Source organism: Streptomyces sp. NPDC050625 (assembly GCF_040654755.1).
Taxonomy (GTDB): domain Bacteria; phylum Actinomycetota; class Actinomycetes; order Streptomycetales; family Streptomycetaceae; genus Streptomyces.
In genome coordinates, this window is the sequence record NZ_JBFAIQ010000022.1 from 113,984 (window position 1) to 137,275 (window position 23,292).

Consider the following 23,292-nt stretch of genomic DNA (forward strand, 5'->3'; position numbering starts at 1 on the left):
GCTGGTGCGAAGCCCCGTCTTCCCCGGGGGAAAACCCCACCCCCGCCGGTTCGGACAACCGCCCCCCGGCGGCGTAAAGCCAGGTTAAGGACGACCCGGGGGCCGGTTCCTCCTCCAGGGGTACGAACCCTCCCCGAGCCTTCGTGCGGAGATCCCCCTAGGGGACGTCCACCGCCAGGTGGAGTCCTTCTCCGGGGAAGCTCCACCCACCGGCGCACTCAGGCTCCACCCTCCCGTTGCGTCATGGTCAAGTGGGAAGCTGTCGCGGGGCGGATGGATGCAGAGGGAAACCAGTAGGGGGAGGGATCCGGGTGGGCAGTACGAGACCGGCGACCCGGGACAGCGCCGAGCGCACCGCACCTGCCCGGCGGGGCGCGGTCGTCGCGGCCCTGATGCTCGCGATGGCACTGGCCGCTCTCGACTCCACCGTCGTCTCCACGGCCGTACCGCAGATCGTCGCCGACCTCGGTGGGTTCTCCGTCTTCTCCTGGCTTTTCTCCGGCTATCTGCTCGCCGTCACGGTCACCCTGCCCGTCTACGGCAAGCTCTCCGACACCTTCGGCCGCAAGCCCGTCCTGGTGGCGGGCGCGGCCGTGTTCCTGCTCGGCTCACTGCTGTGCGCGGCCGCGTGGAACATGGGCGCGCTGATCGCGTTCCGTATCGTGCAGGGCCTGGGCGGCGGGGCGCTGCAGGGCACGGTGCAGACCCTGGCCGCCGATCTGTATCCGCTCAAGGAGCGTCCGAAGATCCAGTCCAGGCTGTCCACGGTGTGGGCGGTGTCGGCGGTCGCGGGACCGGGGATCGGCGGGCTGCTGGCGGCGTACGCGGACTGGCGCTGGATCTTCCTCGTCAATCTGCCCATAGGCGGGGCCGCGCTCTGGCTGGTCGTCCGTCATCTGCACGAGCCGGCGCGCGAGCGGCCCGCGTCGGCGCGCGTCGACTGGGCGGGCGCGCTGGCGGTGTTCGCGTGCGGCGGGGTGCTGCTCACCGCGCTGGTGCAGGGCGGGGTGGCGTGGGCGTGGCTGTCCGTGCCGTCGCTCGCCCTGTTCGCCACGGGGTTCGGGCTGGTCGGTGTGGTGGTGTGGGTGGAGCGGCGGGCGGCGGAGCCGATCATCCCCGGGTGGGTGTGGCGGCGCCGTACGATCGCGGCGGTCAATCTGGCGCTGGGCGCGCTGGGGCTGCTGATGGTGGCGCCGGCGGTGTTCCTGCCCACGTACGCGCAGTCGGTGCTCGGCCTCGCGCCCGTGGCCGCCGGATTCGTGCTGTCCGTGTGGACGCTCAGTTGGCCGGTGTCGGCCGCGCTCAGCCAGCACGTGTACCGGCGGATCGGCTTCCGCGACACCGCGATGCTCGGCATCGGCACGGCCGCGCTGATCCTGTTCGCGTTCCCGTTCCTGCCGTACCCGGGAGCGGCCTGGCAGCCGACGCTGCTGATGCTGCTGCTGGGCGGCGCGCTGGGGCTGTTCCAACTGCCGCTCATCGTGGGGGTCCAGTCGACGGTGGGGTGGGCGGAGCGCGGTACCACCACGGCGTCGGTGCTCTTCTGCCGGCAGACCGGGCAGACCGTCGGCGCCGCCGTGTTCGGCGCGGTCGCCAACGGGGTGCTGGCCGCGCGGCTGGGCGGCGCGGGCGACCTGGACTCGGTGACACGGGGGCTCGATGCCGGTACGGCGCCGCAGGCCACGCGGCATGCGATCGCCGACGCGGTGCACGCGGTGTACATGGGGGCCGCGTGCGCCGCGGGACTGGCGTTTCTGGTGCTGCTGTTCCTGGCGCCGCGGCGCTTCCCCGTGCTGAAGGACTGACGGAGAGAAACAAAAAATATGAGTTAACGCGGGTAACACCCGAGGTCAGGGGCCTTTTTGCGTAGTAAGCGCATACCGACCGTCCAGTTTGGTGAAAACGTCGCGCGCTTCGGATACCTGCGAGTAGCGTGCGTGGCTCGCACCCCCCAATCTCCCTGCGGTCCGCCGCCACGGACCCGAGCCGGCAAGGAGCACGGGATGTCCCACGACCCGTATCCACCCGCCCCGTCTTCGTACCCCTCCGCCCCGTACCCCTATCCGTCCGCCCCGTCCCCCTATTCATCCGCCCCCTCCCCGTACTCATCCGCCCCGGCGCAACTCACCTACCCCTGGCAGCCACTGCCCCCCGAACCGCCCAGGCCCCGCCCCCGGCCGCACCGCACCCCCCTCGGCCACCACAGCGACCTGCGGGTCCTGCGCACCGCCTACCGCTGGCAGCGACGCACCGCCACCCTCACCGCCCTCGGCTACTTCACGCTCTTCCTCGTCCTGTCGGCGTTCGCCCCGGACGTCATGACCACCACGGTCTCCGACGGCGTCCCCGCCGGGCTGCTCCTCGCGCTCCTCCAACTCCCCGTCACCTGGCTGGCGATCGCGCTGTACGAGCACACCGCACGCCGCCAGGTCGACCCGATCGCGGACCGCATCCGCAAGCAGGCGGAGCTGGACGCCAGGCGGGGGGCGTGAACCATGACCGGATTCACGGGATTCAGCGACTCGGCGCAGACGATGTCCCTGGTCGCGTTCTCCGCCGTGGCCACCATCACCCTCCTGCTGTGCGTGATGACCGGCCCCGATCGTGACGACCTCGACGAGTTCTACACCGGCTACGGCTCCCTGTCCCCGATGCGCAACGGCCTGGCGATCGCGGGCGACTACATCTCGGCGGCCACCGTCCTCGGCACGGGCGGAGTGATCGCCCTGTGCGGATACGACGGCATCGTGCTCGCGCTGAGCACCACCCTGTCGCTGCTGCTGATGATGTTCCTGCTGGCCGAACCCCTGCGCAACGCGGGCCGGTTCACCATGGGCGACGCGCTCGCCCGCCGCATGCCCGGGCGTTGCGTCCGCGTCACGGCGTGCGCGGTGACCATCGCCGCGCTGCTGCCGCTGATGCTGGTGCAACTGGCCGGCACCGGGCAACTGCTGGCCTTCATCCTCGGCTTCTCCAGCGAGTCGCTGAAGACGGGCTGCGTCATCGGGCTGGGCGCGCTGATGATCAGCTACGCGGCGATCGGCGGCATGAAGGGCACCGCCCTCATCCAGATCGTGAAGATCGTGATGCTCCTCGGCTCGGGCGCACTGGTCGCCCTGCTGATCCTGCACCGCTTCGACTGGGACCCCGGCGCCCTGTTCGACGCGGCCGCCCGGCAGAGCGGGGCCGGGGACGCCTTCCTGCACTCGGGACTGCAGTTCATGGGCGGGGCCAGCCCCCGACTGGACATGATCACGTCCGAGCTGACGATCGTCGTGGGCGGCGCCTGCCTGCCGCACATCACCATGCGCATGTACACCGCGTCCAGCGCCCGTCAGGTGCGCCGCTCGATGTCCTGGGCGGTGTCCAGCGTGGCCGTGTTCGTCCTGGTCATCACGGTCGTCGGCCTCGGCGCGACGGCCCTGATCGGCCGTACGACGATCGCCCAGGCCGACCCGCAGGGCAACACGGCGTATCTGCTGGGCTCCAGAGCGGCCTTCGGACCGGACGTGTCGAGCGCCGAGACCTTCCTGTTCACCACGGTCACCACGGCGATCTTCCTGACCCTCCTGGCCTCCGTCGCCGGAATGATCCTGGCCTGCGCCAACTCCCTGGCCCACGACGTGTTCGCGGGCCGGGTACGGGAGATGTCGGCCCGCCGCGAGATGACCCTGGCCCGGTTCTCGGCCCTGGCGATCGGCGCCCCGACCATCCTCCTGGCCACCCTGGTCCAGCACCGCAGCCTGCAGCCCCTGGTGACCCTCTCCTTCTGCCTCGGCGCCTCCGCCATCGCCCCCTCCCTCGTCTACAGCCTCTTCTGGCGCCGCTACACCCGAACCGGCCTGATCTGCACCCTGATCGGCGGCTCCCTCACCGTGCTGCTCCTGATGCCGGGCACCAACCTGGTCTCCGGCTCACCGATCTCGGCCTTCCCCGACGCCGACTTCAACTGGTTCCCGTTCACGACGACGGGCATCGTCTCGATCCCGGCGGGCTTCCTCTTCGGCTGGCTGGGCACGGTGGCCTCCGGCCGGCGCAAGGCGGAGGAACAACGGCGGCAGTACGAGGCGGTGGAGGGGTGGATCCTGGCGGGGGCCGTGCGCAGGGGGAGTTGAGGCACGGGGGAACCTGGTCGCGCCCGGCTCACTCCAGGGCGGCCTGCCCGGTCAGCGACGTCAGGCTGTCGCGCATGTGATCCATGTGTGCCTGCACGTCGTCCCACCGCTCCCCGTGCTCGCGCAGCACCCGCTCCGTCTCCCGCGCGATCCGGTCCTCCCGCACCCGCGCCGCGGCCACGAGATCGGCGGCACGCGCGTGCGCGTCCTCCTGGCACCGCCGTGCCGCCGCCTCCGCCTCCCCGAACTCCCGCTTCGCCTCGGCCAGCGCGACCTCGGCCCGGGCCAACCGCTCCACGTGCTGCTTCTCCAGGGCGGCGGCCCGCTCGACGGCCTCCCGGTCGGCCTCGGCCCACCGTTCGGCGTGCTCCGTGGCCTGTTCGGCGAGCATCGCCTCGGTGCGCTGCCGCACCTCCCGCAACGCGGCGAGCGCCTCGCCGCGCCCCTCCTTCACCTCGCGCCGGGCGCCGATACGCAGGTCGTCCGCCTCGGCGCGGGCCACGAGCAGCCGCTGCCGGGAGCGTTCCTCGGCCTCCGCGCGCAGCGCGTCCGCCTGTTCCTGCGCCGTGCGCCGCACATCGAGGGCGTACGCCTCCGCCTCGGCGAGATGTTCCTGTGCCGCGCGCCGCGCGCCCTCCCGCAGCTGCGCCGCTTCTTCCGCCGCGAGCTGGAACACGCGCCGTGCGCGCTCCCCGAGCGTCTCGTACGTCTGCGGGGCGAGCCGCGCGACCGTCTCGCGCAGCCGTTCCGCCTCCGCCCCCATGTCCTTGGCGAGCACCGTGAGCCGCGCGGCCCGCTCCCACGCCGCGTCTCGGTCCCGGGAGAGTGCCGACGCGTACACGTCGACCTGCTCGGGGCGGTAGCCGCGCCCCCGGACGGTCGCGAAGCCGTACGGCGACTCCGAAGCGCTGCTCACCGTGGATCCCCTCTCCACCTGCCCCACACGCACCGACGATGGTGCGCACATCTTTATGGATCAGGCGCAAGTGTTTATAACGCGACACTCCACGCATAAGCAACGAACATGGCGAGACACCACCTGAAAAGGGCAGGGCCCGGTCGTACGAATTCGTACGACCGGGCCCTGCCCTTGACGATGCGTCAGATACGTCAGATACGTCAGACAAGTTGGATACGAGTCACAGCAACCCGTCCCACATCTGCTCCAGCAGCACCGACCACCAGCTCTCCGGCGAACCCAGCGCCGCCGGGTCGAGCGAGGCGAGCTGCGCCTGGAAGTCGACGGTCCAGCGGCCCGCCTGCTCCTGGTTCAGACCGAACCGCAGCCGCCACATCCGGCCCAGCAGCGCGAGGCAGCGCGCGAACTCCGGCAGCCCGGAGTTCACGAACTGCGGCGGTACGGGCGCACCGCCCGGCCCCGCCTCCACGGGGACCGCGACGATGTTCGCCGTGCCGTACTGCACACAGATCGCCTTGCCGAAGTCGGTGCCCATGACCAGGTACGAACCCGCGTCCGGGGCCGACTGCACGCCGCGCTCCTGCGCCAGCTCCGCCAGCGTCGGCACCGGACGGCCCGGCTGGGCCTGCGCCCAGAAGAACGGCCCCATGTCCAGCGGCAGTCCGGCCGCCACCAGCGTGTGCGCCACGACCGGCGGCACGCCCTGCCGCGACACGGCCGCCTGCTCGAACCGGAACACGCCCGGCCCGAACGCCGCCGCCAGCTCCTGGGCGATCCCCTCCGGCGGGACGGGCGGCGCCGGCGGCACCTGCGGCACCGGCACCCGCACCGGCGCCGGCCGCGCGGGACCGTCCGCCACCTGGTGCAACTCACCCTGGTGCGCCAGCAGTTGATGCATGCCCTGCTGCCGGCTCGCATGGTCCGTGCCGTACGGCGCGATGCTCGTGATCCGCGCCTGCGGCCACTGCTCCCGGATCATCCTCGCGCAGTAGGCACCCGGCAGCGCACACGACTCCAGCTCCGTGTGCAGCTCCAGCACCTTGTCCGGCGGCACGTTCATGGCGCGCAGCTCGTGGAAGATCTGCCACTCCGGGTGCGGCGTGCCCGGCGCCGAACGCCGGATCAGCTGCTGCTCGGAACCGTCCTGGGCGCGGTAGCGCAGCACGGCCTGATACCCCGGGCCGACCGTCGGCTGCCCCTGCGGCGGATAGCCGTACGCAGGGGGCTGCTGCCCGGGCATGGGCTGCCCCGGCACCGGCTGCCCCGGCATGGGCTGTCCGGGCATGGGCTGTCCGGGCATGGGCTGTCCGGGCGGCGGCATCGCGCCGTGCGGCGGCATCGGCTGCGGGGCGCCCGGGGGCATGCCGGGAGCGCCCGGCATCCCGGGCACGCCGGGGGCCTGTGGCGGCGGAGGTGCGCCGGGCCCGGCCACCGGCGGCCCGGCCAGCACGGTCTCCGCGTGGTGTACGGCCTCTCGCGCACCCCCCGCAGCACCCGGCGGCTGGGGAGCGCCGGGGCCCGCCGGGGGCATCCCGGGAGCACCCGGAGCGCCCGGAGCGCCGGGCGGAGCCGGTGCGCCCCCACCCGTGCCCCCGCCCATCTGGGACGGGTCGGCCAGCACCGTGGCCGCGTGATGCACATTGCCGGGAGGCGTGCCGCCCGGAGTGCCCGGCGCACCGGGCGGGTTGGGGGCACCCGGCGGAGTCGGCACGCCCGGCACGCCCGGTCCGGCCGGACCGCCCATACCCTCCGGCCCTTCGGGACCGAGCGACGACATCAGCTGGGTCGGCACATACCCGCCCGCCGGCGCACCCGGAGTACCCGGAGCACCCGGAGCGGGCGGCGGCGGAGGCGTACTCCCCGGCCGCGCGCCCGGCGCCCCCGGAACACCCGGCGGCGGAGGCGGCGCGCCCACCGGGCCCCGCGGCCGGCGCGGCGGCGGCGCGGCCTTGCTGGTCGCGGCGTCCGCGATGTCACTGGCGTTGGGCGCCAGCGGCCGCCCCGGCCCACCCGGACCGGCCGGGGGACGAGGCGCGTCCGGGGCACCGCCCGGCTCCTGCGGGTAGCCGTAACCGGGGGCGCCCGGAGGCGGAGTGCCCGGTCCGGCGGGAGCGCCGGGCCCCTGGGGGTAGCCGTACGTGGGCGCGGCCGGCGGAGCGGGCGGCGGCGCGGGCGTGCTGCCCTGCGGTACGCCCGGAGGGGGCGTACCCGGAGCACCCGGAGCCGCCTGCCCCTGCGGATGGCCGTACGGAGGCGGAGGCGGCGTGCTGCCCTGCGGCACACCGGGCGCACCCTGATCGCCGAGCGCCGGAGTGACCGCCGTCGGCGGCAGCCCGCTGCCACCCGACATCAGCGCCGTCTTGGCGTCCGGCGGCGTGGCCCCGCCGCCGGAGTCGCTCAGCGGCGGCGCGAACACCGTCGCGGGCAGCGGCACGGAACGGTCCTCACCGGCGTCCGCGTTGGTGTCCGTACCGGCCCAGGGCGTCGCCCCGGCAGGCACACCGTGCGCCCCGCCGCCCGGCTCGCCACCACCCGCGGCCGGCCACGCCGCGCCACTGCCCCCGGAACCGACCGGGGTCCCCGGCGCGGGAGTCGCGGCGGCCGGCGGCGCGGAGGGCTCCGCGGCCGCGGCCGTGGGCATCCCGGCCTGCGTCTGCGGAAGCTCACCGTCCGACGAGCGCCGGTCCGGGATCCCCAGCTTGTCCGCCGCCTCCTGCAGCCACTCCGGCGGGCTCAGCAGGAACGACGTCTGGTTCAGATCCACGCGGGCCGCGGGCGCCGGCACCGCGTCCTCGACCTCGTCCGGACGGCCGTACTCCTCCTCGTACCGGCGGATCACCTCACCCACCGGCAGCGCCGGCCACAGCGTCGCCTCACCGCTGTCCCGCGCGATGACGAGCCGCTGGGCGCCCGCGTCCGAACGCGGCCCCTCCGCACGGTCCTCGCCCCACACCACAAAACCGAGGTCGAACTCCCGCACCCGCACCTCACGGTGCTGATACGCCGGAACGTCCCCGTTGACCCACTCTTCGGCGCGCTCCTGCGCCTGCGCGAACGTCACCATCGCCGAAGCTCACTCCCCCATGGAAGAGACCGGAACGGCATGTGCGAAACCGCCGTCCACCATCAGGTTCGCCACCGTCTCCAACTCCGGCGGGCTGCCCGCCAGCCGGGACAGGAACACGTCGAAGTCGTCACCGCACGGCAGCAGCAACCGCTCCACGCGCTCCGCCGGGGGCCACGAAGGATCCACGTCCCGCGCATCGTCGTACGCGCAGAACCACACCGAACCGAGCCGCTCGCCCTTCACCTTCACCGCGAGCAACCCGCCCTGCACGAAGGCCACACCCAGGTAATCCTTCGTCAGATGGTCACGCAGGCACTTGTTCACATAGACCAGGTCATTGACCGCGGCCTCGTCCCGCACCGTGAAGAACGGCTGGTCCACCAGCAGACCCAGCTCCGCGTCCAGCGCCGTGCCCACCGGCGCGCACCCGCCCGCCGCCTTGAGGAAGGAGCGGTACGCACCCGGCAGCCGGTACCCCAGGTCCTCCTCGACCCCCTGCACCTGCTGCTCCGTCACCGCGACGCCCGACTTCGGCAGCCCTACATGCGCGGGACGCGTCTCCTGCAACGGCCGCGTCCCCCGCTTGCCGTGGTCCACCCGCGCCGTCGCGAGACCGGCGTGGTGCCGCAGCAACGCCTTCACCTCGACCGGAACCAGCTCCAGCCGCCGCGAACCGACCACGTGGTGCCACGTCCAGCCGTGCGGCGTCGCCACCTCCGGCACCGTGTCCCACAGGTCGTGCCCCGACGCCGACAACGCCGCGTTCGCCGACACGTAGTCCGTCAGCCGCAACTCGTCGACGCCGAACCCCTCGGGCGGTTCGGCGATCTCCGCGGCCGCGCGCGCGTAGGGCGAGAAGTCGGGGTAACCGTGCTCATCGATACGTACCCCTCTCGGGTGACGTGCCGCCCGGACCGGATCCGGGAAGTGCACGACCTGCCCGGCATAGGCCGCGTTCGGCGGCGCGGCTTGCTGCCCGAGCCGACCTGTCGTCATGGCGGTTGCCCCCTGCGGCACTCTGTACGAACCGAAACCGCACCGTATGTGGCACGCGACGGTCCGTATTCGACTGTCTCTGCAACGTCTACGACACGTTGACCGCGCGCATCGCGGTGCCGACAGCCTATGCGGTACACGGACACCGGTCACCGGGCCTCCACTTCCGTGACCAGCCGTCACCCTGCCGTGACAGCCTGCCCAAACCCGGGCGTGTCGCACCGCCCCAGCTTCCGCACCAGCCACGGCATTTGGCACTCTGTGACCTTCGGGGGACGCCCGGAAGGGATGATGATCATGAATGCGACGCAGACGGGACCACACACGGACACCCGCACCAGCGGCAGGCACAACCACGCCTCGGGCGACCCCCGCATCGGCTGGAGCCACGCCGAAACCCCGCACGCCCCGGCCCTCCTGCACCGCCGCGACGGCATCCTGCCCACCGTCGCCGCCGCCCTCTCCGTCCGCGGCGCCACCCTCACCGCCACCGCCGCCCGCGGCGACGAACCCCCTCCCCTGCACCCCCTCGTCCAGGACTTCCTCGACACCCTCACCAGCACCCAGCGCGACCGCTTCACCGGCCGCTGCGCCGAAACCCTCCTGATATCCCGCCACATCGCCACCGCCGACGCCGCCCGCAGCAAGCGCGCCGCCCGCAAGCCGATGACCAACGGCGAGGCCCGCAGAACCCTCAAGCAGGCCAAACTCACCGCCCGCCGGATACGCGAGGACGGCGACCCCCTCCACGGCAGCTTCGCCGCACCCTGCCGCGCCTGCACCGCGCTCAGCGCCCACTTCGGCGTCCGCATCGTCGACCCCACGACCGACGGCAGCTGAGCCCCGGACCCACATCGCACGGGGCCGCAACGGCACACAACCCACACACAAGCACGCGCACCACGCAACGGACTCGACGATCGAAGGGCAGATGCACACCGACCGCACCTCAACGACCCGCTTCCCCGTACCCGTCGACGCCGCCCTGCGCGCCGCCGGCTGGCGACCCGGACGCTGGGACATCAAGCAGGCCGAGGTCTGGGCCGACACCCTCCGCGAACACACCTCACCCGCCGGACACCGGCACACCGTCTTCCCCGCGGCCGTCGAGGCCTGGGCCGAATTCGGCGGCCTCCGCATCACCCCGGCAGGCCCCGGCCGCCAGATCGCCCCCGCCGCCCTCGACCTCGACCCGCTGCACGGCCTCCACCTCGCCCGCACCCTCGGCGACCTCGGCCGCGCCCTCGACACCCAGCTGTGCCCCCTCGGCGAGGAGACCGAGACCCACTCCCTCCTCACCATCGACGCCGAAGGCCGCGTCTACACCCTCGACCACACCGGCGACTGGTACCTCGGCCCCGACATCGACCACGCCCTGTCGGCACTCGTCGCGGGCATCGAACCCGTACGGCTCACCGCCGGCTGACCCCACCGGCACCCACCCGGTACCCCCGCGCGGCACCCCCGCCCGCCGCGCGCCTACACCGCCGGAATCACCGCCGACACCCGAAAACCCCCCGCATCGGTCGGCCCCGACACGAACACGCCGCCCAGCGCCATGACCCGCTCCCGCATCCCGAGCAGACCATTGCCACCGGACGGCAACCGCGCCGCCGACGCCGACGACAACTCCGGCGGCGGCTCGTTCTCCACCTGCATCGCGATCTCCGACACCCGGTGCGCCAGCCGCACGTGCGTCTTCGCACCCGCCGCATGCTTGTGGACGTTCGTCAACGCCTCCTGCACCACCCGGTACGCCGTCTGCTCGACCGCCCGCGCATACGACCGCGCATCACCCTCGACCGACAGATCCACCACCATCCCCGCGGCCGCCGACTGCCCGATCAGCACATCCAGCTCCGCCAGGTACGGCCCCTCCGCCGCGGCCTCGTCCTCGTCGGACCGGGGATCCGCCTCCGGCTCCGCCACCGGCACCCCGACCGAGGCCGGCGGCACCGACGCCGACGCAGCACGCCGCTGCGCACCGTTCCCGGAACGCAGCACCCCCAGCATCTCCCGCAACTCCGTCAACGCCTGCCGGCCCATGTCCCCGACCAGCACCGCGTTCCTCACGGCCTTCTCCGGATCCTTCCGGGCCACCGCCTGCAGAGCGGCCGCGTGCACCACCATCAGGCTCACTCGATGCGCCACCACGTCATGCATCTCGCGGGCGATACGCGTCCGCTCCTCGTTGCGCGCCCACTCCGCGCGCTCCTCCGCCCGCTCCGCGAGCAACTGCAGCTCACGCTCAAGACTGTCCGCCCGCTCCCGCAGACTCTCCATCAGCCGGCGCCGGGCACCCACATACAGCCCCAGCAGCACGGGCGGCGCGGTGAGCCCGAGCGACGTGGTGATCGAGGCGAACGGCACGAACCAGTCCCCGAGGGTCAGATCACCCCGCGCCATGTCCTGGCGCACCCGCACGAACGTCACGATCATCGTCCCGACGAGGGTCATCCCCGCCAGCGCCGCGATGATCCGCCGCGGCAGCTCGGCCGCGGCCAGCGTGTACAGGCCGACGATGCCCATCAGGAAACCCATCTGGGCGGGCGTGATCGCAATGGCCACCAACACGACCGCGATCGGCCACTTCCGCCGCAGCAGCAGCACCGAACCGGCCAGCAGACCGAACACGATCCCGACCGACACCGGGATACCCGCGTCGCGGGCGAAGGGGATGCCCTCCGCCGCACACTCCAACGCGGACACCAGCGCGAGACTCCCGTCGAGTACCGCGCTGCGCCACCTCGCCCACCACCACGGGCCGGTCAGGGCCGTGGTGCGCTCTTCCCCCGTCGTGGTCATGCGTCCAGCCTACGGGCGGTGGGGTGAGCTTTTCCGGTGAGTTTCGCCTACTGGCCTACACCACACTCCGTAATCGAATAACTGCGAAACCCCCCGGTATCCCTCGAACTACTGAACCACGCCCGTTCGACCCCGGAACCAACCATTCCGGCCGGACGGTAGGCGCATGGCACATTCACCCGGCAAGTACACGGACTTCGAGGGACAACGGCAACCTCAACCAACTGGTGAAGGGGGAGCCGCCACCGGAGTGGACGAAGCGCCCGCGGGCGAAGGACGACATGTGCGAGAGGGCGCGGGAGCTGCGCAGGCAAGGCTGGACGTACGACCAGATCGAGGCGGAACTCGGGTGTTCGCGGAGCTCGGTTTCCTTGTGGGTGCGGGATCTGCCGAGGCCCGAGCGCAAGCGCAGCCACGAAGAGGCGGCAGCCATCGCCAGGAAGGGCTGGGAGGCGAAGCTCCGCGTGCGCGACGAAGAGCGTCGGCCTCTATTGGGCCGAGGACAGTAAGGACAAGCCGCACGACCGCCGCGAGAGCGTCACCTTGGTCAACGGCGACCCGAACGCCGATGTTTCGGGTGCCGAACGGTACTGGGCCGACCTGGTCGGCGCCGACGCCTCCGCCTTCAACAAGACGACTCTCAAGAAGCACAACCCCAAGACGGTCCGCAAGAACGTGGGCGACACCTACCGGGGCTGCCTAGTGATCAAAGTCCTGAAGGGCGCCGACTTGTACCGTCGCATCGAAGGGTCTTGGTACGGCATAGTGTGGGGTGCCGACTCGGCAACCTGACCAAATGTCCGGTTCGGTCGAGTTTCATCCCCCATGGTGTAATCAGGCAGCACTGAGGGTTTTGGTCCCTTAAGTTCAGGTTCAAATCCTGATGGGGGAGCTGCGCACATGTGGGCCCTGCCAGCACTGGCAGGGCCCGCTCCCATGTCCCCCACGAAACGCCCCGGTATCCTGCGGATGTCCACCCCCACCCATCCAAAGCCGAAGGGCAACCCCGTGAGCGCCATTCGCCCGGCAGCCGTCGTCGTTCTTGCAGCGGGTGAGGGCACCCGTATGAAGTCGGCCACACCGAAGGTCCTGCACGAGATCTGCGGCCGTTCCCTGGTGGGTCATGTGCTCGCCGCCGCCCGCGAGTTGAACCCGCACGAGCTGGTCGTCGTCGTGGGACACGCCCGCGAGAAGGTCACCGAGCACCTCGGCGGCGTCGACCCGCAGGTGCGGACCGCCGTGCAGGACCAGCAGAACGGCACCGGACACGCCGTACGGATGGCTCTGGAGGAGCTCGGCGGGACCGTCGACGGAACCGTGGTCGTCGTCTGCGGAGACACCCCTCTGCTCAGCGGCGAGACGCTGCGGACGCTCGCCGCGACCCACCACGCGGACGGCAACGCCGTCACCGTGCTGACCGCCGTCGTCCCGGACGCGACCGGCTACGGCCGTATCGTGCGCGACGACGCCTCCGGTGCCGTGACCGCGATCGTCGAGCACAAGGACGCCGACGAGTCGCAGCGCGCGATCCGTGAGATCAACTCCGGGGTCTTCGCCTTCGACGGGCAGCTCCTCGCCGACGCGCTGGGGAAGGTGCGGACGGACAACAGTCAGGGCGAGGAGTATCTGACGGACGTCCTCGGCATCCTGCGGGAGGCCGGGCATCGCGTGGGGGCCTCGGTCGCCGCCGATCACCGTGAGATCGCCGGGATCAACAACCGTGTGCAGCTCGCGGAGGCGCGCCGGATCCTCAACGACCGGCTGCTGGAGCGCGCGATGCTGGCCGGTGTGACGGTCGTGGACCCGGCGTCGACGTGGGTGGATGTGACCGTGTCGTTCGAGCAGGACGTTCTCGTCCACCCGGGCACCCAGCTCCAGGGTTCGACGCATCTCGGCGAGGGCGCGGAGGTCGGGCCCAACAGCCGGCTCAAGGACACTCAGGTGGGCGCGGGCGCGCGGGTGGACAACACGGTGGCCGACCGGGCGCACATCGGGCCGCAGGCCAGTGTGGGGCCGTTCGCGTATCTCCGACCCGGTACCCGTCTGGGGCTGAAGTCCAAGGTGGGTACGTATGTGGAGACGAAGAACGCCTCGATCGGGGAGGGGACCAAGGTTCCGCATCTCTCGTACGTCGGGGACGCGACCATCGGTGACCACTCGAACATCGGTGCCGCGAGTGTGTTCGTGAACTACGACGGGCAGGACAAGCACCACACGACGATCGGGTCGCACTGCCGTACGGGTTCGGACAATATGTTTGTGGCTCCTGTCACGGTCGGGGACGGTGCGTACACCGCCGCGGGCTCGGTGATCACCAAGGATGTGCCGCCCGGTTCGCTGGCCGTGGCCCGCGGTCAGCAGCGGAATATCGAGGGTTGGGTGGCCCGGAAGCGTCCGGGCAGCGCGGCCGCGAAGGCGGCGGAGGCGGCGTCCCGGCAGGGCGGCGGCGAGGACTGACCGGAAACGGGTGCGCCGAACACGGCGTACCGTGATAAGTGCATACCCGCACCCCACCAGCTGAGTCGGCCTCTCACGCCCAGCCGAGAGGTCGCTCGACACCCAGCTGAGACACCTCTGAGGAGACAGTGCTGTGACCGGGATCAAGACGACCGGCGAGAAGAAGTTGATGTTCTTCTCCGGCCGCGCCCACCCCGAGCTTGCCGAGGAGGTCGCCCAGCAGCTGGGTGTCGGGGTCGTCCCGACGAAGGCCTTCGACTTCGCCAATGGCGAGATCTATGTCCGCTATCAGGAGTCCGCTCGTGGTGCGGACTGCTTCCTGATCCAGAGCCACACGGCTCCGATCAACAAGTGGATCATGGAGCAGCTGATCATGATCGACGCGCTGAAGCGTGCGTCGGCCCGTTCGATCACGGTGATCGTGCCGTTCTACGGCTATGCGCGGCAGGACAAGAAGCACCGTGGGCGTGAGCCGATCTCGGCGCGTCTGATCGCGGATCTGATGAAGACGGCGGGTGCGGACCGCATTCTGACCGTGGATCTGCACACGGACCAGATCCAGGGTTTCTTCGACGGCCCGGTGGACCACCTGTTCGCGCTTCCGCTGCTCGCGGACTACGTGGGCCGGAAGGTGGACCGGGACAAGCTGACGGTGGTGTCCCCCGACGCCGGCCGTGTGCGGGTGGCGGACCGCTGGTGCGACCGTCTGGGTGCGCCGCTGGCGATCGTGCACAAGCGGCGTGACAAGGACGTGGCGAACCAGGTGACCGTCCACGAGGTCGTGGGTGAGGTCCGGGGCCGGGTGTGTGTGCTGGTGGACGACATGATCGACACCGGTGGCACGATCTGTGCGGCGGCGGACGCGCTGTTCGCGCACGGTGCGGAGGACGTCATCGTGACGGCGACGCACGGTGTGCTGTCGGGTCCGGCGGCGGACCGGCTGAAGAACTCGCGGGTGAGTGAGTTCGTGTTCACGAACACGCTGCCGACGCCGGGTGAGCTGGGCCGGGACCTGGACAAGCTGACGGTGCTGTCGATCGCGCCGACGATCGCGAGTGCGGTGCGTGAGGTGTTCGAGGACGGTTCGGTGACTAGCCTGTTCGACGAGCAGTGATCTCTGTTCGCCTTCGGGCTTGATCGATTTTTCTGCGGCCTCCCTCGCCGAGTAGACTGCTTCAGTTGCTCGGCGAGGGAGGCCGTTCCCGTTCTGTGACGGGGTACGGCGGTCCGTTATCGACGCGCTCTTCGTAGCAGGCCGTTCGTGGCCGGGTAACCACGTCCGTGTCTATCTCTACGAGGAGTGATCATGTCCGAGGTCAAGATCTCCGCCGAGACCCGTACCGAGTTCGGCAAGGGTGCCGCCCGTCGTATCCGCCGTGAGTCGAAGGTTCCCGGTGTGCTGTACGGCCACGGTTCCGACCCGCTGCACCTCACCCTTCCGGGCCACGACCTGCTGCTCGCGCTGCGTACGCCGAACGTCCTGATCTCCCTGGACATCGACGGCAAGTCCAACGAGCTGGCGATCCCGAAGTCCGTGCAGCGTGACCCGATCAAGGGCTTCCTGGAGCACGTCGACCTGCTGCTGGTCAAGCGTGGCGAGAAGGTCACGGTCGAGATTCCGGTGCACGCCGAGGGCGAGCTGGCCGCCGGTGGCAACCTGCTGGAGCACGTCCTGAACGCGCTGCCGGTCGAGGCCGAGGCCACGCACATCCCCGAGGGCGTGACGGTGTCGGTCGAGGGTCTGGAGGCCGGTGCCTCGGTCCTCGCCAAGGACATCGTCCTGCCGTCCGGTGTGACGCTGGCCGTCGACGAGGACGCGGTCGTCCTCCAGGTCCTGGCCGCGCAGGCCGAGGAGGCCCCGGCCGAGGGCGAGGGCGAGGGCGAAGAGGCCGCCGAGGCCTGATCCTCGCGGTGGTCGTTCGTGGCAGCCGCTGTTCCCGGCCGGGGGCAGCGGCTGTCGCGTGTATCAAGGACTTAACGAGGACGCGTGTCGACGCGTATCAAGGAGACATGGACGTGACCACCCCCGCCAATGCCCCCTGGCTGGTCGTAGGCCTGGGCAATCCCGGTCCCGACTACGCCATGAACCGGCACAACGTCGGCTTCATGGTGGCCGATCTGCTGGCCGAGCGGATCGGGGGGAAGTTCAAGCGTGCCGGGAAGGCGCAGGCTCAGGTCGTGGAGGGGCGGATCGGCCCGCCCGGTCCGGCGAGCCGGCGGGTGATCCTGGCGAAGCCCATGTCGTACATGAACCTGTCGGGCGGTCCGGTGAATGCGCTGCGGGACTTCTACAAGGTGCCGGTGGCGAACATCGTGGCGGTGCACGACGAGCTGGACATCGACTACGGGACCCTGCGGCTGAAGCTGGGCGGCGGGGACAACGGGCACAACGGGCTGAAGTCGATGACGAAGGCGATGGGTGCGGACTACCACCGGGTGCGGTTCGGGATCGGGCGGCCGCCGGGTCGTATGCAGGTGGCCGACTTCGTGCTGAAGGACTTCTCGTCGGCGGAGCGCAAGGAGCTGGACTACTTCGTGGACCGGGCGGCGGACGCGGTGGAGTGTCTGGTGATCGAGGGTCTCGAGCGGGCGCAAAGCTCGTACAACTCCTGACTTGTCCGGCTGGGGGGCGGGCGGGAGTTGACCGATCGGACGGGCATGGCCAATGATCCCGGCCATGCCTGCCATTGCCATCTCTTCCCGTGAGGCCTCGGCCGCCGCGGTGCGGTTCGGGCGGTTCGCGGTGATGGGTGCGGTCGCCGTGCTGATCCTGGTCGCGGGTGTGTGGGGTTCCTGGGGCACCGCGCAGCACGTGATGCTGACGAAGGGCCGGGAGCACGGCACGATCAGGGTGACCCAGTGCGACCGGGACACGTGTTCGGGGCCGTTCACGCCGGTCTCGCCGGGGGCGACGGCGCGGGACCGTGTCTTCATCCAGGAGCCGGTGGCGGTGCGCAAGGGACAGACGTACGCGGTCATCGTGAAGCCCGGTACGGATGATGTCGTACGGTCGGGGCCCGCGGGGATCCTGTATGCGTGGGTTCCGCTGGGCGGGGCTCTGCTGCTCGCCTCGGTCGTCGTGGCGGGCGGGCTGCGGCTGACACGGCCGGCGTGGGTGCTGGCGGGGTCGGGGGCCGTGCTGCTGACGGTGGCGTTCCTGGCGCTATGAGCCCTGTGAGCCCTGTGAGTTCTGTGAGTTCTGTGAGCCTTGTGGGCCCTGTGGCAGATCTGAGTGTTGCGTATTCGTGATTGACCACGGATCAGCCGGGGCTGGATGCTGAGCTGCCCCCTCCACATCTTCCCGTCCGTAACTCGAAGATGGACTGCCCCATGCGTACCCTCACTCGCGCCGGCGCCGTGTGCGCCGTCGCGGCGGCCGCGCTGTTCGCCGCCCCCTCCGCCCATGCCACCGCTCCGGGTGACAACGGCACAGTGAAGATCCACGATGCGAAGACGGGCGAGGAGTTGCGCCGCAACGAACCGCACGTCTGCACGTTCTACCTGGACGCCTTCGGTTTCGACGGGGTGCAGGAGGTCGACTGGCACATCGAGGCGTGGGCTCCGACGGCCGCCCCGAAGGGCGAGACCGTGAAGTCCGGTGCCATCACCCTGGACGCCGTGGGACACGGCCGTACCGAGGACCTGTCGCTGCCCGACGGGCACTACAAGCTGTTCTGGAACTTCGAGGGCGAGAAGGGCGCGGCCAAGCACAAGGTGTTCTGGACGGACTGCGCCGACTCGGAGGGCGGCGGCGGTACGACGCCGTCCGCGTCCCCGAGTTCGTCCACCGGTGAGTCGGCGAGCCCGTCGGGTTCGGCGTCCCCGAGCGCGTCGCCCGGCGCGAGCGAGTCGACGGGCGGTGGCGAGTCGACGGCGCCGGCCGCGTCGCCGTCCGAGCAGGGCGGTGGCTCGGGCGGTCTGGCCGAGACGGGCAACGGCGCGCCGGTGGGTCTGCTGTCGGGTGTCGCGGCCGCGCTGGTCGGCGCGGGCGGTTATCTGGTGTTCCGGCGCCGGAAGGCCGTCCGGGGCTGATGCCCGCAGGGGTGTGCCCCCGTGCTTCGCGTGAAGCACGGGGGCACTTCTACGTCGTCGGCCGTCGGTCGTCAGCCGGCGGCCGTCAGCCGGTGTTGCGCAGGCCCGCGGCCACGCCGTTGACGGTGAGGAGCAGGGCCCTCGACAGCAGCGGGTCGGGCTGTTCGCCCTTGGCCGCGGCGTCGCGCTGGCGCTTGAGCAGGGTGACCTGGAGGTAGGAGATCGGGTCCAGATAGGCGTCACGGATGCTGAAGGTCTGCCTCAGCACCGGTGTGGCGTCGAGGAGTTCCTTCTCGCCGGTGATGCGGAGCACCTCGGCGACGGTCAGTTCGTGTTCGGTGCGGATGGTGTCGAACACGTGCCGGAGCTCGTCGGGGACGAGGGTGTCGACGTAGTGCTCGGCGATCCGCAGGTCGGTCTTGGCCAGGGTCATCTCCACGTTGGAGATGAAGTTGCGGAAGAAGTGCCACTGCTCGTGCATCTCGTCCAGCACGGTGTCCAGCCCCGCTTCGCGCAGCGCCTTGAGCCCGGAGCCGACGCCGAACCAGCCCGGGACGATCTGCCGGGACTGGGTCCAGCCGAACACCCAGGGGATGGCGCGCAGGCCGTCCAGTCCGGCGCCGGAGTCGGGCCGCCGGGAGGGGCGGGAGCCCAGGTGGAGGTCGGCGAGCTGGTCGACCGGGGTGGAGGCGAAGAAGTACGCGGGCAGGTCGGGGTCCTCGACCAGGCGCCGGTAGGCGGCGTGGGCGGCGTCCGAGACGACGTCCATGGCGGCGTCCCAGCGGGCCAGGGCCTCGACCGACTGGCGGGGCGCGGTGTGCAGGGCGGAGGCCTGGAGGGTGGCCGCGACGGTCAGTTCCAGGTTCTCCCGGGCGAGGGAGGGGATGAGGTACTTGTCGGAGATGACCTCACCCTGCTCGGTCACCTTGATCTCGCCCTCCAGGGTGCCCCAGGGCTGGGCGAGGATGGCGTCGTGGGAGGGGCCGCCGCCGCGGCCGACGGTGCCGCCGCGGCCGTGGAAGAGGCGCAGCCGGACGCCGTAGCGGTGGGCGACGTCGCGCAGCCGGCGCTGGGCGCGGTGGATCTCCCACTGGCTGGTGGTGATGCCGCCGAACTTGGAGGAGTCGGAGTAGCCGAGCATGACCTCCTGGACGTCGCCGCGCAGCGCGACCAGGCGCCGGTAGGACGGGTCGGAGAGCATGTCTTCGAGGATGGTGTCGGCGGCCTTGAGCTCGTCGGTGGTCTCCAGGAGGGGGACGATGCCGATCCTGGCCCAGCCTGCGTGCAGGTCGACGAGGCCGGCCTCGCGGGCGAGGACGGCGGCGGCGAAGACGTCGTCGGCGCCCTGGCACATGGAGATGATGTAGGACTCGATGACTTCGGGTCCGAAGACCTCCAGGGCCTTCTTGACCGTCTGGAACACGCCGAGGGTCTTCTCGCCGGCCGCGTCGACGGGGGCCGGGGTGGGGGCGAGGGGCCTGCGGGAGCGCAGTTCCTTGGCGAGGAGCCGGGCCCGGTACTCGCGGGGCATGTCGGCGTAGCGCCAGGATTCCTCGCCGAGGCGGTCGAAGAGCTGGCCGAGGGCGTGGTGGTGGGCGTCGGCGTGTTCGCGGACGTCCATGGTGGCGAGCTGGAGGCCGAAGGCGGCCAGGGTGCGGATGATGCGGGCGAGCCGGCCGTCGGCGAACAGGCCGCCGCGGTGTTCACGCAGGGAGGTCTGGAGGATGCGCAGGTCGGCGAGGAGTTCGCCGGTGCCGAGGTAGTCGCGGCCCGGCTGGTGGGGGGTGTCCTTGGCCAGGCGCTGCTTGGTGTTGGCGAGCTTCTGGCGGATGCAGGTGGCCTTGAGCCGGTAGGGCTCCTCGGCGTTGAGGCGCTTGTAGCGGGGGCTGATCTCGGGCAGCAGGTCCAGGTCGGTGCGCAGGGACTCCAGGAGTTCCTCGGTGGCGCCGGTGTAGCGGATGGACTGGGAGAGCAGGCCGCGCAGCTCGTCGATCATCTCCGTGGCGTCGTTGATGCCGTGTTCGTGCTGGAGGATGAGGACTTCCCAGGTCACTGCGGGGGTGACATTGGGGTTGCCGTCGCGGTCGCCGCCGATCCAGGTGCCGAAGGTCAGCGGCCGGGTGTCGTCGGGGAGCCTGACGCCGACGCGCTCCAGCTCGGCGGTGAGGTCTTCCAGGACGTCGCCGACGGCGTTGGCGTGGAGTTCGTCGAGGTAGTAGATCGCGTTGCGGGCCTCGTCGGCGGGTTCGGGGCGTACGACGCGCAGCTCGTCGGTCTGCCAGACGAGGTCGATGTTCTCGGCCAGGCGGATGTCGTGGCGGCGGCGGTCGGCCTCGATGACCGGGGCCTCCAGGAGCTCGGCGATGCGCCGGAGCTTGTTGAGGACCGAGCGGCGGGCGGCCTCGGTGGGGTGTGCGGTGAACACGGGGCGGACGTTGAGGTGCTGGACGGTCTGCCGCAGGTGTTCGGGGTCGGCGTCCTTGAGGCGGTCGGCGGTGCGGGCGAGGAGGCCGCCCTCGGCGGCGCGCCGGGCGCGCAGCTCGCGGCCGCGGTGGACCTGCTCGGTGACGTTGGCCAGGTGGAAGTAGGTGGAGAAGGCGCGGACCAGCTTGGCGGCGGTCTCCAGTTCGGTGCCGCGCAGCAGCTCCGCGGCGGCCTCTCCGTCCTCGCGGGTGAGGCGGCGGACCTTCTCGACGAGGTCGAGCAGCTCGGGGCCCTCCTGCCGGACTAGGGACTCGCCGAGGAGGTCGCCCAGTCGCCTGATGTCGGCGCGCAGCTCACTGCTGGTCGTGGTGGTCTGGTCGTCGGCACTGCTCACAGGTGCGGCTCCTTGCAGTGTTGAAGCTCGTCCGGGAGGGAACCCCGGTGTCCGCCGCGCGGCAGGTGCCGCATACGGGCCGTACATCCGGGAAGAAAACAGAGCGGACCGCGCTGTCCGACCGACTCCAAGGATAGGTGTCCATGTGGACGCGCTGGCTCACGGGCTCTTGCCCCCGGACACCGCGCTGCCATACTTACGTCGCCGTAGGTTACGGAACCGTAGGGAAGTCTGGGTACAGTCCCACTAGGTCGCCGCGACCCGGCACCCCCCTTCACCCTCGACCCCACAGGGGACGCCCATGACCACGAGTTCCGATGTGATCGATGACGCCCCGCAGGCGACCGACGCAACCCCCTCCGCCACGCTGGGCGGTGAGCAGAAGCGTTCGATCGAGCAGATCACGCTGTTGCTGTTCATCACCGTGCCGTTCCTCGCGCTGGTGGCCGCGGTGCCGCTCGCGTGGGGCTGGGGGGTGAGCTGGCTGGATCTGAGCCTGCTGGTGTTCTTCTACTTCCTGGGCTGCCACGGCATCACGATCGGTTTCCACCGCTATTTCACCCACGGTTCGTTCAAGGCCAAGCGGCCCCTGCGGATCGCTCTGGCGATCATGGGGTCGCTGGCGGTCGAGGGTCCCCTGGTGCGCTGGGTGGCCGACCATCGCAAGCACCACAAGTTCTCCGACGCAGAGGGTGACCCGCACTCCCCGTGGCGGTACGGCGAGACCGTCCCTGCGCTGGTCAAGGGCCTGTGGTGGGCGCACATCGGCTGGATGTTCGACGAGGAGCAGACGTCGCAGGAGAAGTACGCGCCGGATCTGATCAAGGACCCGGCGATCCGGGCGATCTCCCGTCAGTTCGTCTACTGGACGGCGCTCTCCCTGGCCCTGCCGCCGCTGATCGGCGGTCTGGTGACGATGTCCTGGTGGGGCGCGTTCACGGCGTTCTTCTGGGGGTCACTCGTGCGGGTGGCGCTGCTGCACCATGTGACGTGGTCGATCAACTCGATCTGTCACGCGGTGGGCAAGCGGCCGTTCAAGTCGCGCGACCGCTCGGGGAACGTGTGGTGGCTGGCGGTCCTGTCGTGCGGCGAGTCCTGGCACAACCTGCACCACGCCGACCAGACCTCGGCGCGGCACGGTGTGGAGCGGGGCCAGCTGGACTCGTCGGCGCGGATCATCCGCTGGTTTGAGGTGTTCGGCTGGGCGTACGACGTCCGCTGGCCGTCACGCTCGCGTATCGATTCGCGCCGTAACACCGGGGAAGGCGGCTCTGGGCGGGGGGTCAAGGCCGCGAAGGCGGCATGATTGACGCCGTGGCGACCGACTCCAGCACCCCCAGCACCGAAAAGCCGCGGCGAGCGCGCCGGACCCGGATGACCGGTGCCGAGCGCCGTCAGCAGTTGCTTGAGATCGGTCGCACCCTCTTCGCGGCGAAGGGCTTCGAGGGCACGTCGGTGGAGGAGATCGCGGCGAAGGCCGGGGTCTCCAAGCCGGTGGTGTACGAGCACTTCGGCGGCAAGGAGGGGCTGTACGCGGTGGTGGTGGACCGCGAGATGCGCCGGCTGCTCGACATGGTGACGAGCAGCCTGACGGCCGGCCACCCCCGCGAGCTGTGCGAGCAGGCGGCGTTCGCGCTGCTGGACTACATCGAGGAGTACACGGACGGCTTCCGCATCCTGGTCCGTGACTCTCCGATCCCCCAGTCGACGGGTTCCTTCGCTTCGCTGATCTCGGACATCGCGACCCAGGTGGAGGACATCCTGGGCCGCGAGTTCAAGTCCCGCGGCTTCGACCCGAAGCTGGCGCCGCTGTATGCCCAGGCGCTGGTCGGGATGGTGGCGCTGACCGGTCAGTGGTGGCTGGACGTGCGCCGCCCGAAGAAGGCGGAGGTCGCCGCCCACCTGGTGAATCTCGCGTGGCACGGGCTGGACGGGCTGGAGCCGAAGCCGCGGTTGATCGGGCACCGGAAGAGCTAGCCGTGTCCGGCGCGGGGTGCTGATCACCCGATGTGATGACCTTTGTCGGTCTCGGCGGTTAGCGTGGGTATCTGGCCGTTGAATACCGCTCATGGGAGGAATCACC

The 23,292-nt window shown here is 70.9% G+C and carries 18 protein-coding genes and 1 pseudogene; 14 read left to right on the forward strand and 5 right to left on the reverse strand.

The window, feature by feature from the left end; translation table 11 throughout:
* Positions 1 to 311: 311 nt before the first annotated feature.
* The 3 genes from AB0I54_RS35000 (at position 312) to AB0I54_RS35010 (ending at position 4,115) form a co-directional block, all read left to right on the forward strand.
* Positions 312 to 1,805 (forward strand): MFS transporter, encoded by a 1,494-nt coding sequence (locus AB0I54_RS35000; RefSeq protein ID WP_363300278.1) that lies wholly within the window; start codon positions 312 to 314, stop codon positions 1,803 to 1,805.
* 198 nt (positions 1,806 to 2,003) lie between these two features.
* Positions 2,004 to 2,492 (forward strand): DUF485 domain-containing protein, encoded by a 489-nt coding sequence (locus tag AB0I54_RS35005; RefSeq protein WP_363300279.1) that lies wholly within the window; start codon positions 2,004 to 2,006, stop codon positions 2,490 to 2,492.
* A 3-nt stretch (positions 2,493 to 2,495) separates the two neighbouring features.
* On the forward strand, positions 2,496 to 4,115 hold the full coding sequence (locus tag AB0I54_RS35010; RefSeq protein WP_363300280.1) for a cation acetate symporter: 1,620 nt from the start codon (positions 2,496 to 2,498) through the stop codon (positions 4,113 to 4,115).
* Between the two features lie 28 nt (positions 4,116 to 4,143).
* On the opposite strand, the gene AB0I54_RS35015 is transcribed toward AB0I54_RS35010, so the two are convergent.
* From AB0I54_RS35015 to AB0I54_RS35025, 3 genes are all read right to left on the reverse strand, one after another.
* On the reverse strand, positions 4,144 to 5,031 hold the full coding sequence (locus tag AB0I54_RS35015; RefSeq protein WP_363300281.1) for a cellulose-binding protein: 888 nt from the start codon (positions 5,029 to 5,031) through the stop codon (positions 4,144 to 4,146).
* A gap of 223 nt (positions 5,032 to 5,254) precedes the next feature.
* Positions 5,255 to 8,098, reverse strand: a complete 2,844-nt coding sequence (locus AB0I54_RS35020) for an SUKH-4 family immunity protein (protein WP_363300282.1) — start codon at positions 8,096 to 8,098, stop codon at positions 5,255 to 5,257.
* Between the two features lie 9 nt (positions 8,099 to 8,107).
* On the reverse strand, positions 8,108 to 9,097 hold the full coding sequence (locus tag AB0I54_RS35025; RefSeq protein WP_363300283.1) for an SMI1/KNR4 family protein: 990 nt from the start codon (positions 9,095 to 9,097) through the stop codon (positions 8,108 to 8,110).
* Positions 9,098 to 9,385: 288 nt separating this feature from the next.
* On the opposite strand from AB0I54_RS35025, the gene AB0I54_RS35030 reads away from it, so the two are divergent.
* A complete protein-coding gene (locus tag AB0I54_RS35030; protein ID WP_363300284.1) occupies positions 9,386 to 9,937 on the forward strand; it encodes a YwqJ-related putative deaminase in 552 nt (183 codons plus the stop codon).
* Between the two features lie 91 nt (positions 9,938 to 10,028).
* Complete coding sequence (locus tag AB0I54_RS35035; protein ID WP_363300285.1) at positions 10,029 to 10,523, forward strand: SUKH-3 domain-containing protein; 495 nt, start codon at positions 10,029 to 10,031, stop codon at positions 10,521 to 10,523.
* 53 nt (positions 10,524 to 10,576) lie between these two features.
* On the opposite strand, the gene AB0I54_RS35040 is transcribed toward AB0I54_RS35035, so the two are convergent.
* Positions 10,577 to 11,902, reverse strand: a complete 1,326-nt coding sequence (locus AB0I54_RS35040; RefSeq protein WP_363300286.1) for a histidine kinase — start codon at positions 11,900 to 11,902, stop codon at positions 10,577 to 10,579.
* A 166-nt stretch (positions 11,903 to 12,068) separates the two neighbouring features.
* Here AB0I54_RS35040 and AB0I54_RS35045 point away from each other — a divergent pair.
* From AB0I54_RS35045 to AB0I54_RS35075, 7 genes and pseudogenes are all read left to right on the forward strand, one after another.
* A pseudogene (locus tag AB0I54_RS35045) lies at positions 12,069 to 12,694 on the forward strand (hypothetical protein).
* A gap of 216 nt (positions 12,695 to 12,910) precedes the next feature.
* Positions 12,911 to 14,359, forward strand: a complete 1,449-nt coding sequence (gene glmU, locus AB0I54_RS35050; RefSeq protein WP_363300287.1) for a bifunctional UDP-N-acetylglucosamine diphosphorylase/glucosamine-1-phosphate N-acetyltransferase GlmU — start codon at positions 12,911 to 12,913, stop codon at positions 14,357 to 14,359.
* A 133-nt stretch (positions 14,360 to 14,492) separates the two neighbouring features.
* A complete protein-coding gene (locus AB0I54_RS35055; protein WP_363300288.1) occupies positions 14,493 to 15,473 on the forward strand; it encodes a ribose-phosphate diphosphokinase in 981 nt (326 codons plus the stop codon).
* A gap of 192 nt (positions 15,474 to 15,665) precedes the next feature.
* The gene (locus AB0I54_RS35060) at positions 15,666 to 16,262 is read left to right on the forward strand and encodes a 50S ribosomal protein L25/general stress protein Ctc (protein ID WP_363300289.1); all 597 of its coding nucleotides are present in this window, start codon (positions 15,666 to 15,668) and stop codon (positions 16,260 to 16,262) included.
* Positions 16,263 to 16,369: 107 nt separating this feature from the next.
* Complete coding sequence (pth, locus tag AB0I54_RS35065) at positions 16,370 to 16,972, forward strand: aminoacyl-tRNA hydrolase (RefSeq protein WP_363300290.1); 603 nt, start codon at positions 16,370 to 16,372, stop codon at positions 16,970 to 16,972.
* 52 nt (positions 16,973 to 17,024) lie between these two features.
* Positions 17,025 to 17,528, forward strand: coding sequence for a hypothetical protein (locus AB0I54_RS35070; RefSeq protein WP_363300291.1), 504 nt, complete (start codon positions 17,025 to 17,027; stop codon positions 17,526 to 17,528).
* Positions 17,529 to 17,689: 161 nt separating this feature from the next.
* Positions 17,690 to 18,391, forward strand: a complete 702-nt coding sequence (locus AB0I54_RS35075; protein WP_363300292.1) for an LPXTG cell wall anchor domain-containing protein — start codon at positions 17,690 to 17,692, stop codon at positions 18,389 to 18,391.
* An 85-nt stretch (positions 18,392 to 18,476) separates the two neighbouring features.
* Here AB0I54_RS35075 and ppc read toward each other — a convergent pair whose 3' ends face one another.
* A complete protein-coding gene (gene ppc, locus AB0I54_RS35080; RefSeq protein ID WP_363300293.1) occupies positions 18,477 to 21,209 on the reverse strand; it encodes a phosphoenolpyruvate carboxylase in 2,733 nt (910 codons plus the stop codon).
* Positions 21,210 to 21,510: 301 nt separating this feature from the next.
* On the opposite strand from ppc, the gene AB0I54_RS35085 reads away from it, so the two are divergent.
* Both AB0I54_RS35085 and AB0I54_RS35090 read left to right on the forward strand, forming a co-directional pair.
* Positions 21,511 to 22,515, forward strand: a complete 1,005-nt coding sequence (locus AB0I54_RS35085) for a fatty acid desaturase (protein ID WP_363300294.1) — start codon at positions 21,511 to 21,513, stop codon at positions 22,513 to 22,515.
* On the forward strand, positions 22,512 to 23,186 hold the full coding sequence (locus tag AB0I54_RS35090; RefSeq protein WP_263209629.1) for a TetR/AcrR family transcriptional regulator: 675 nt from the start codon (positions 22,512 to 22,514) through the stop codon (positions 23,184 to 23,186). Before AB0I54_RS35085 ends, AB0I54_RS35090 begins: the two co-directional genes overlap by 4 nt.
* The last annotated feature ends 106 nt before the right edge of the window (positions 23,187 to 23,292 follow it).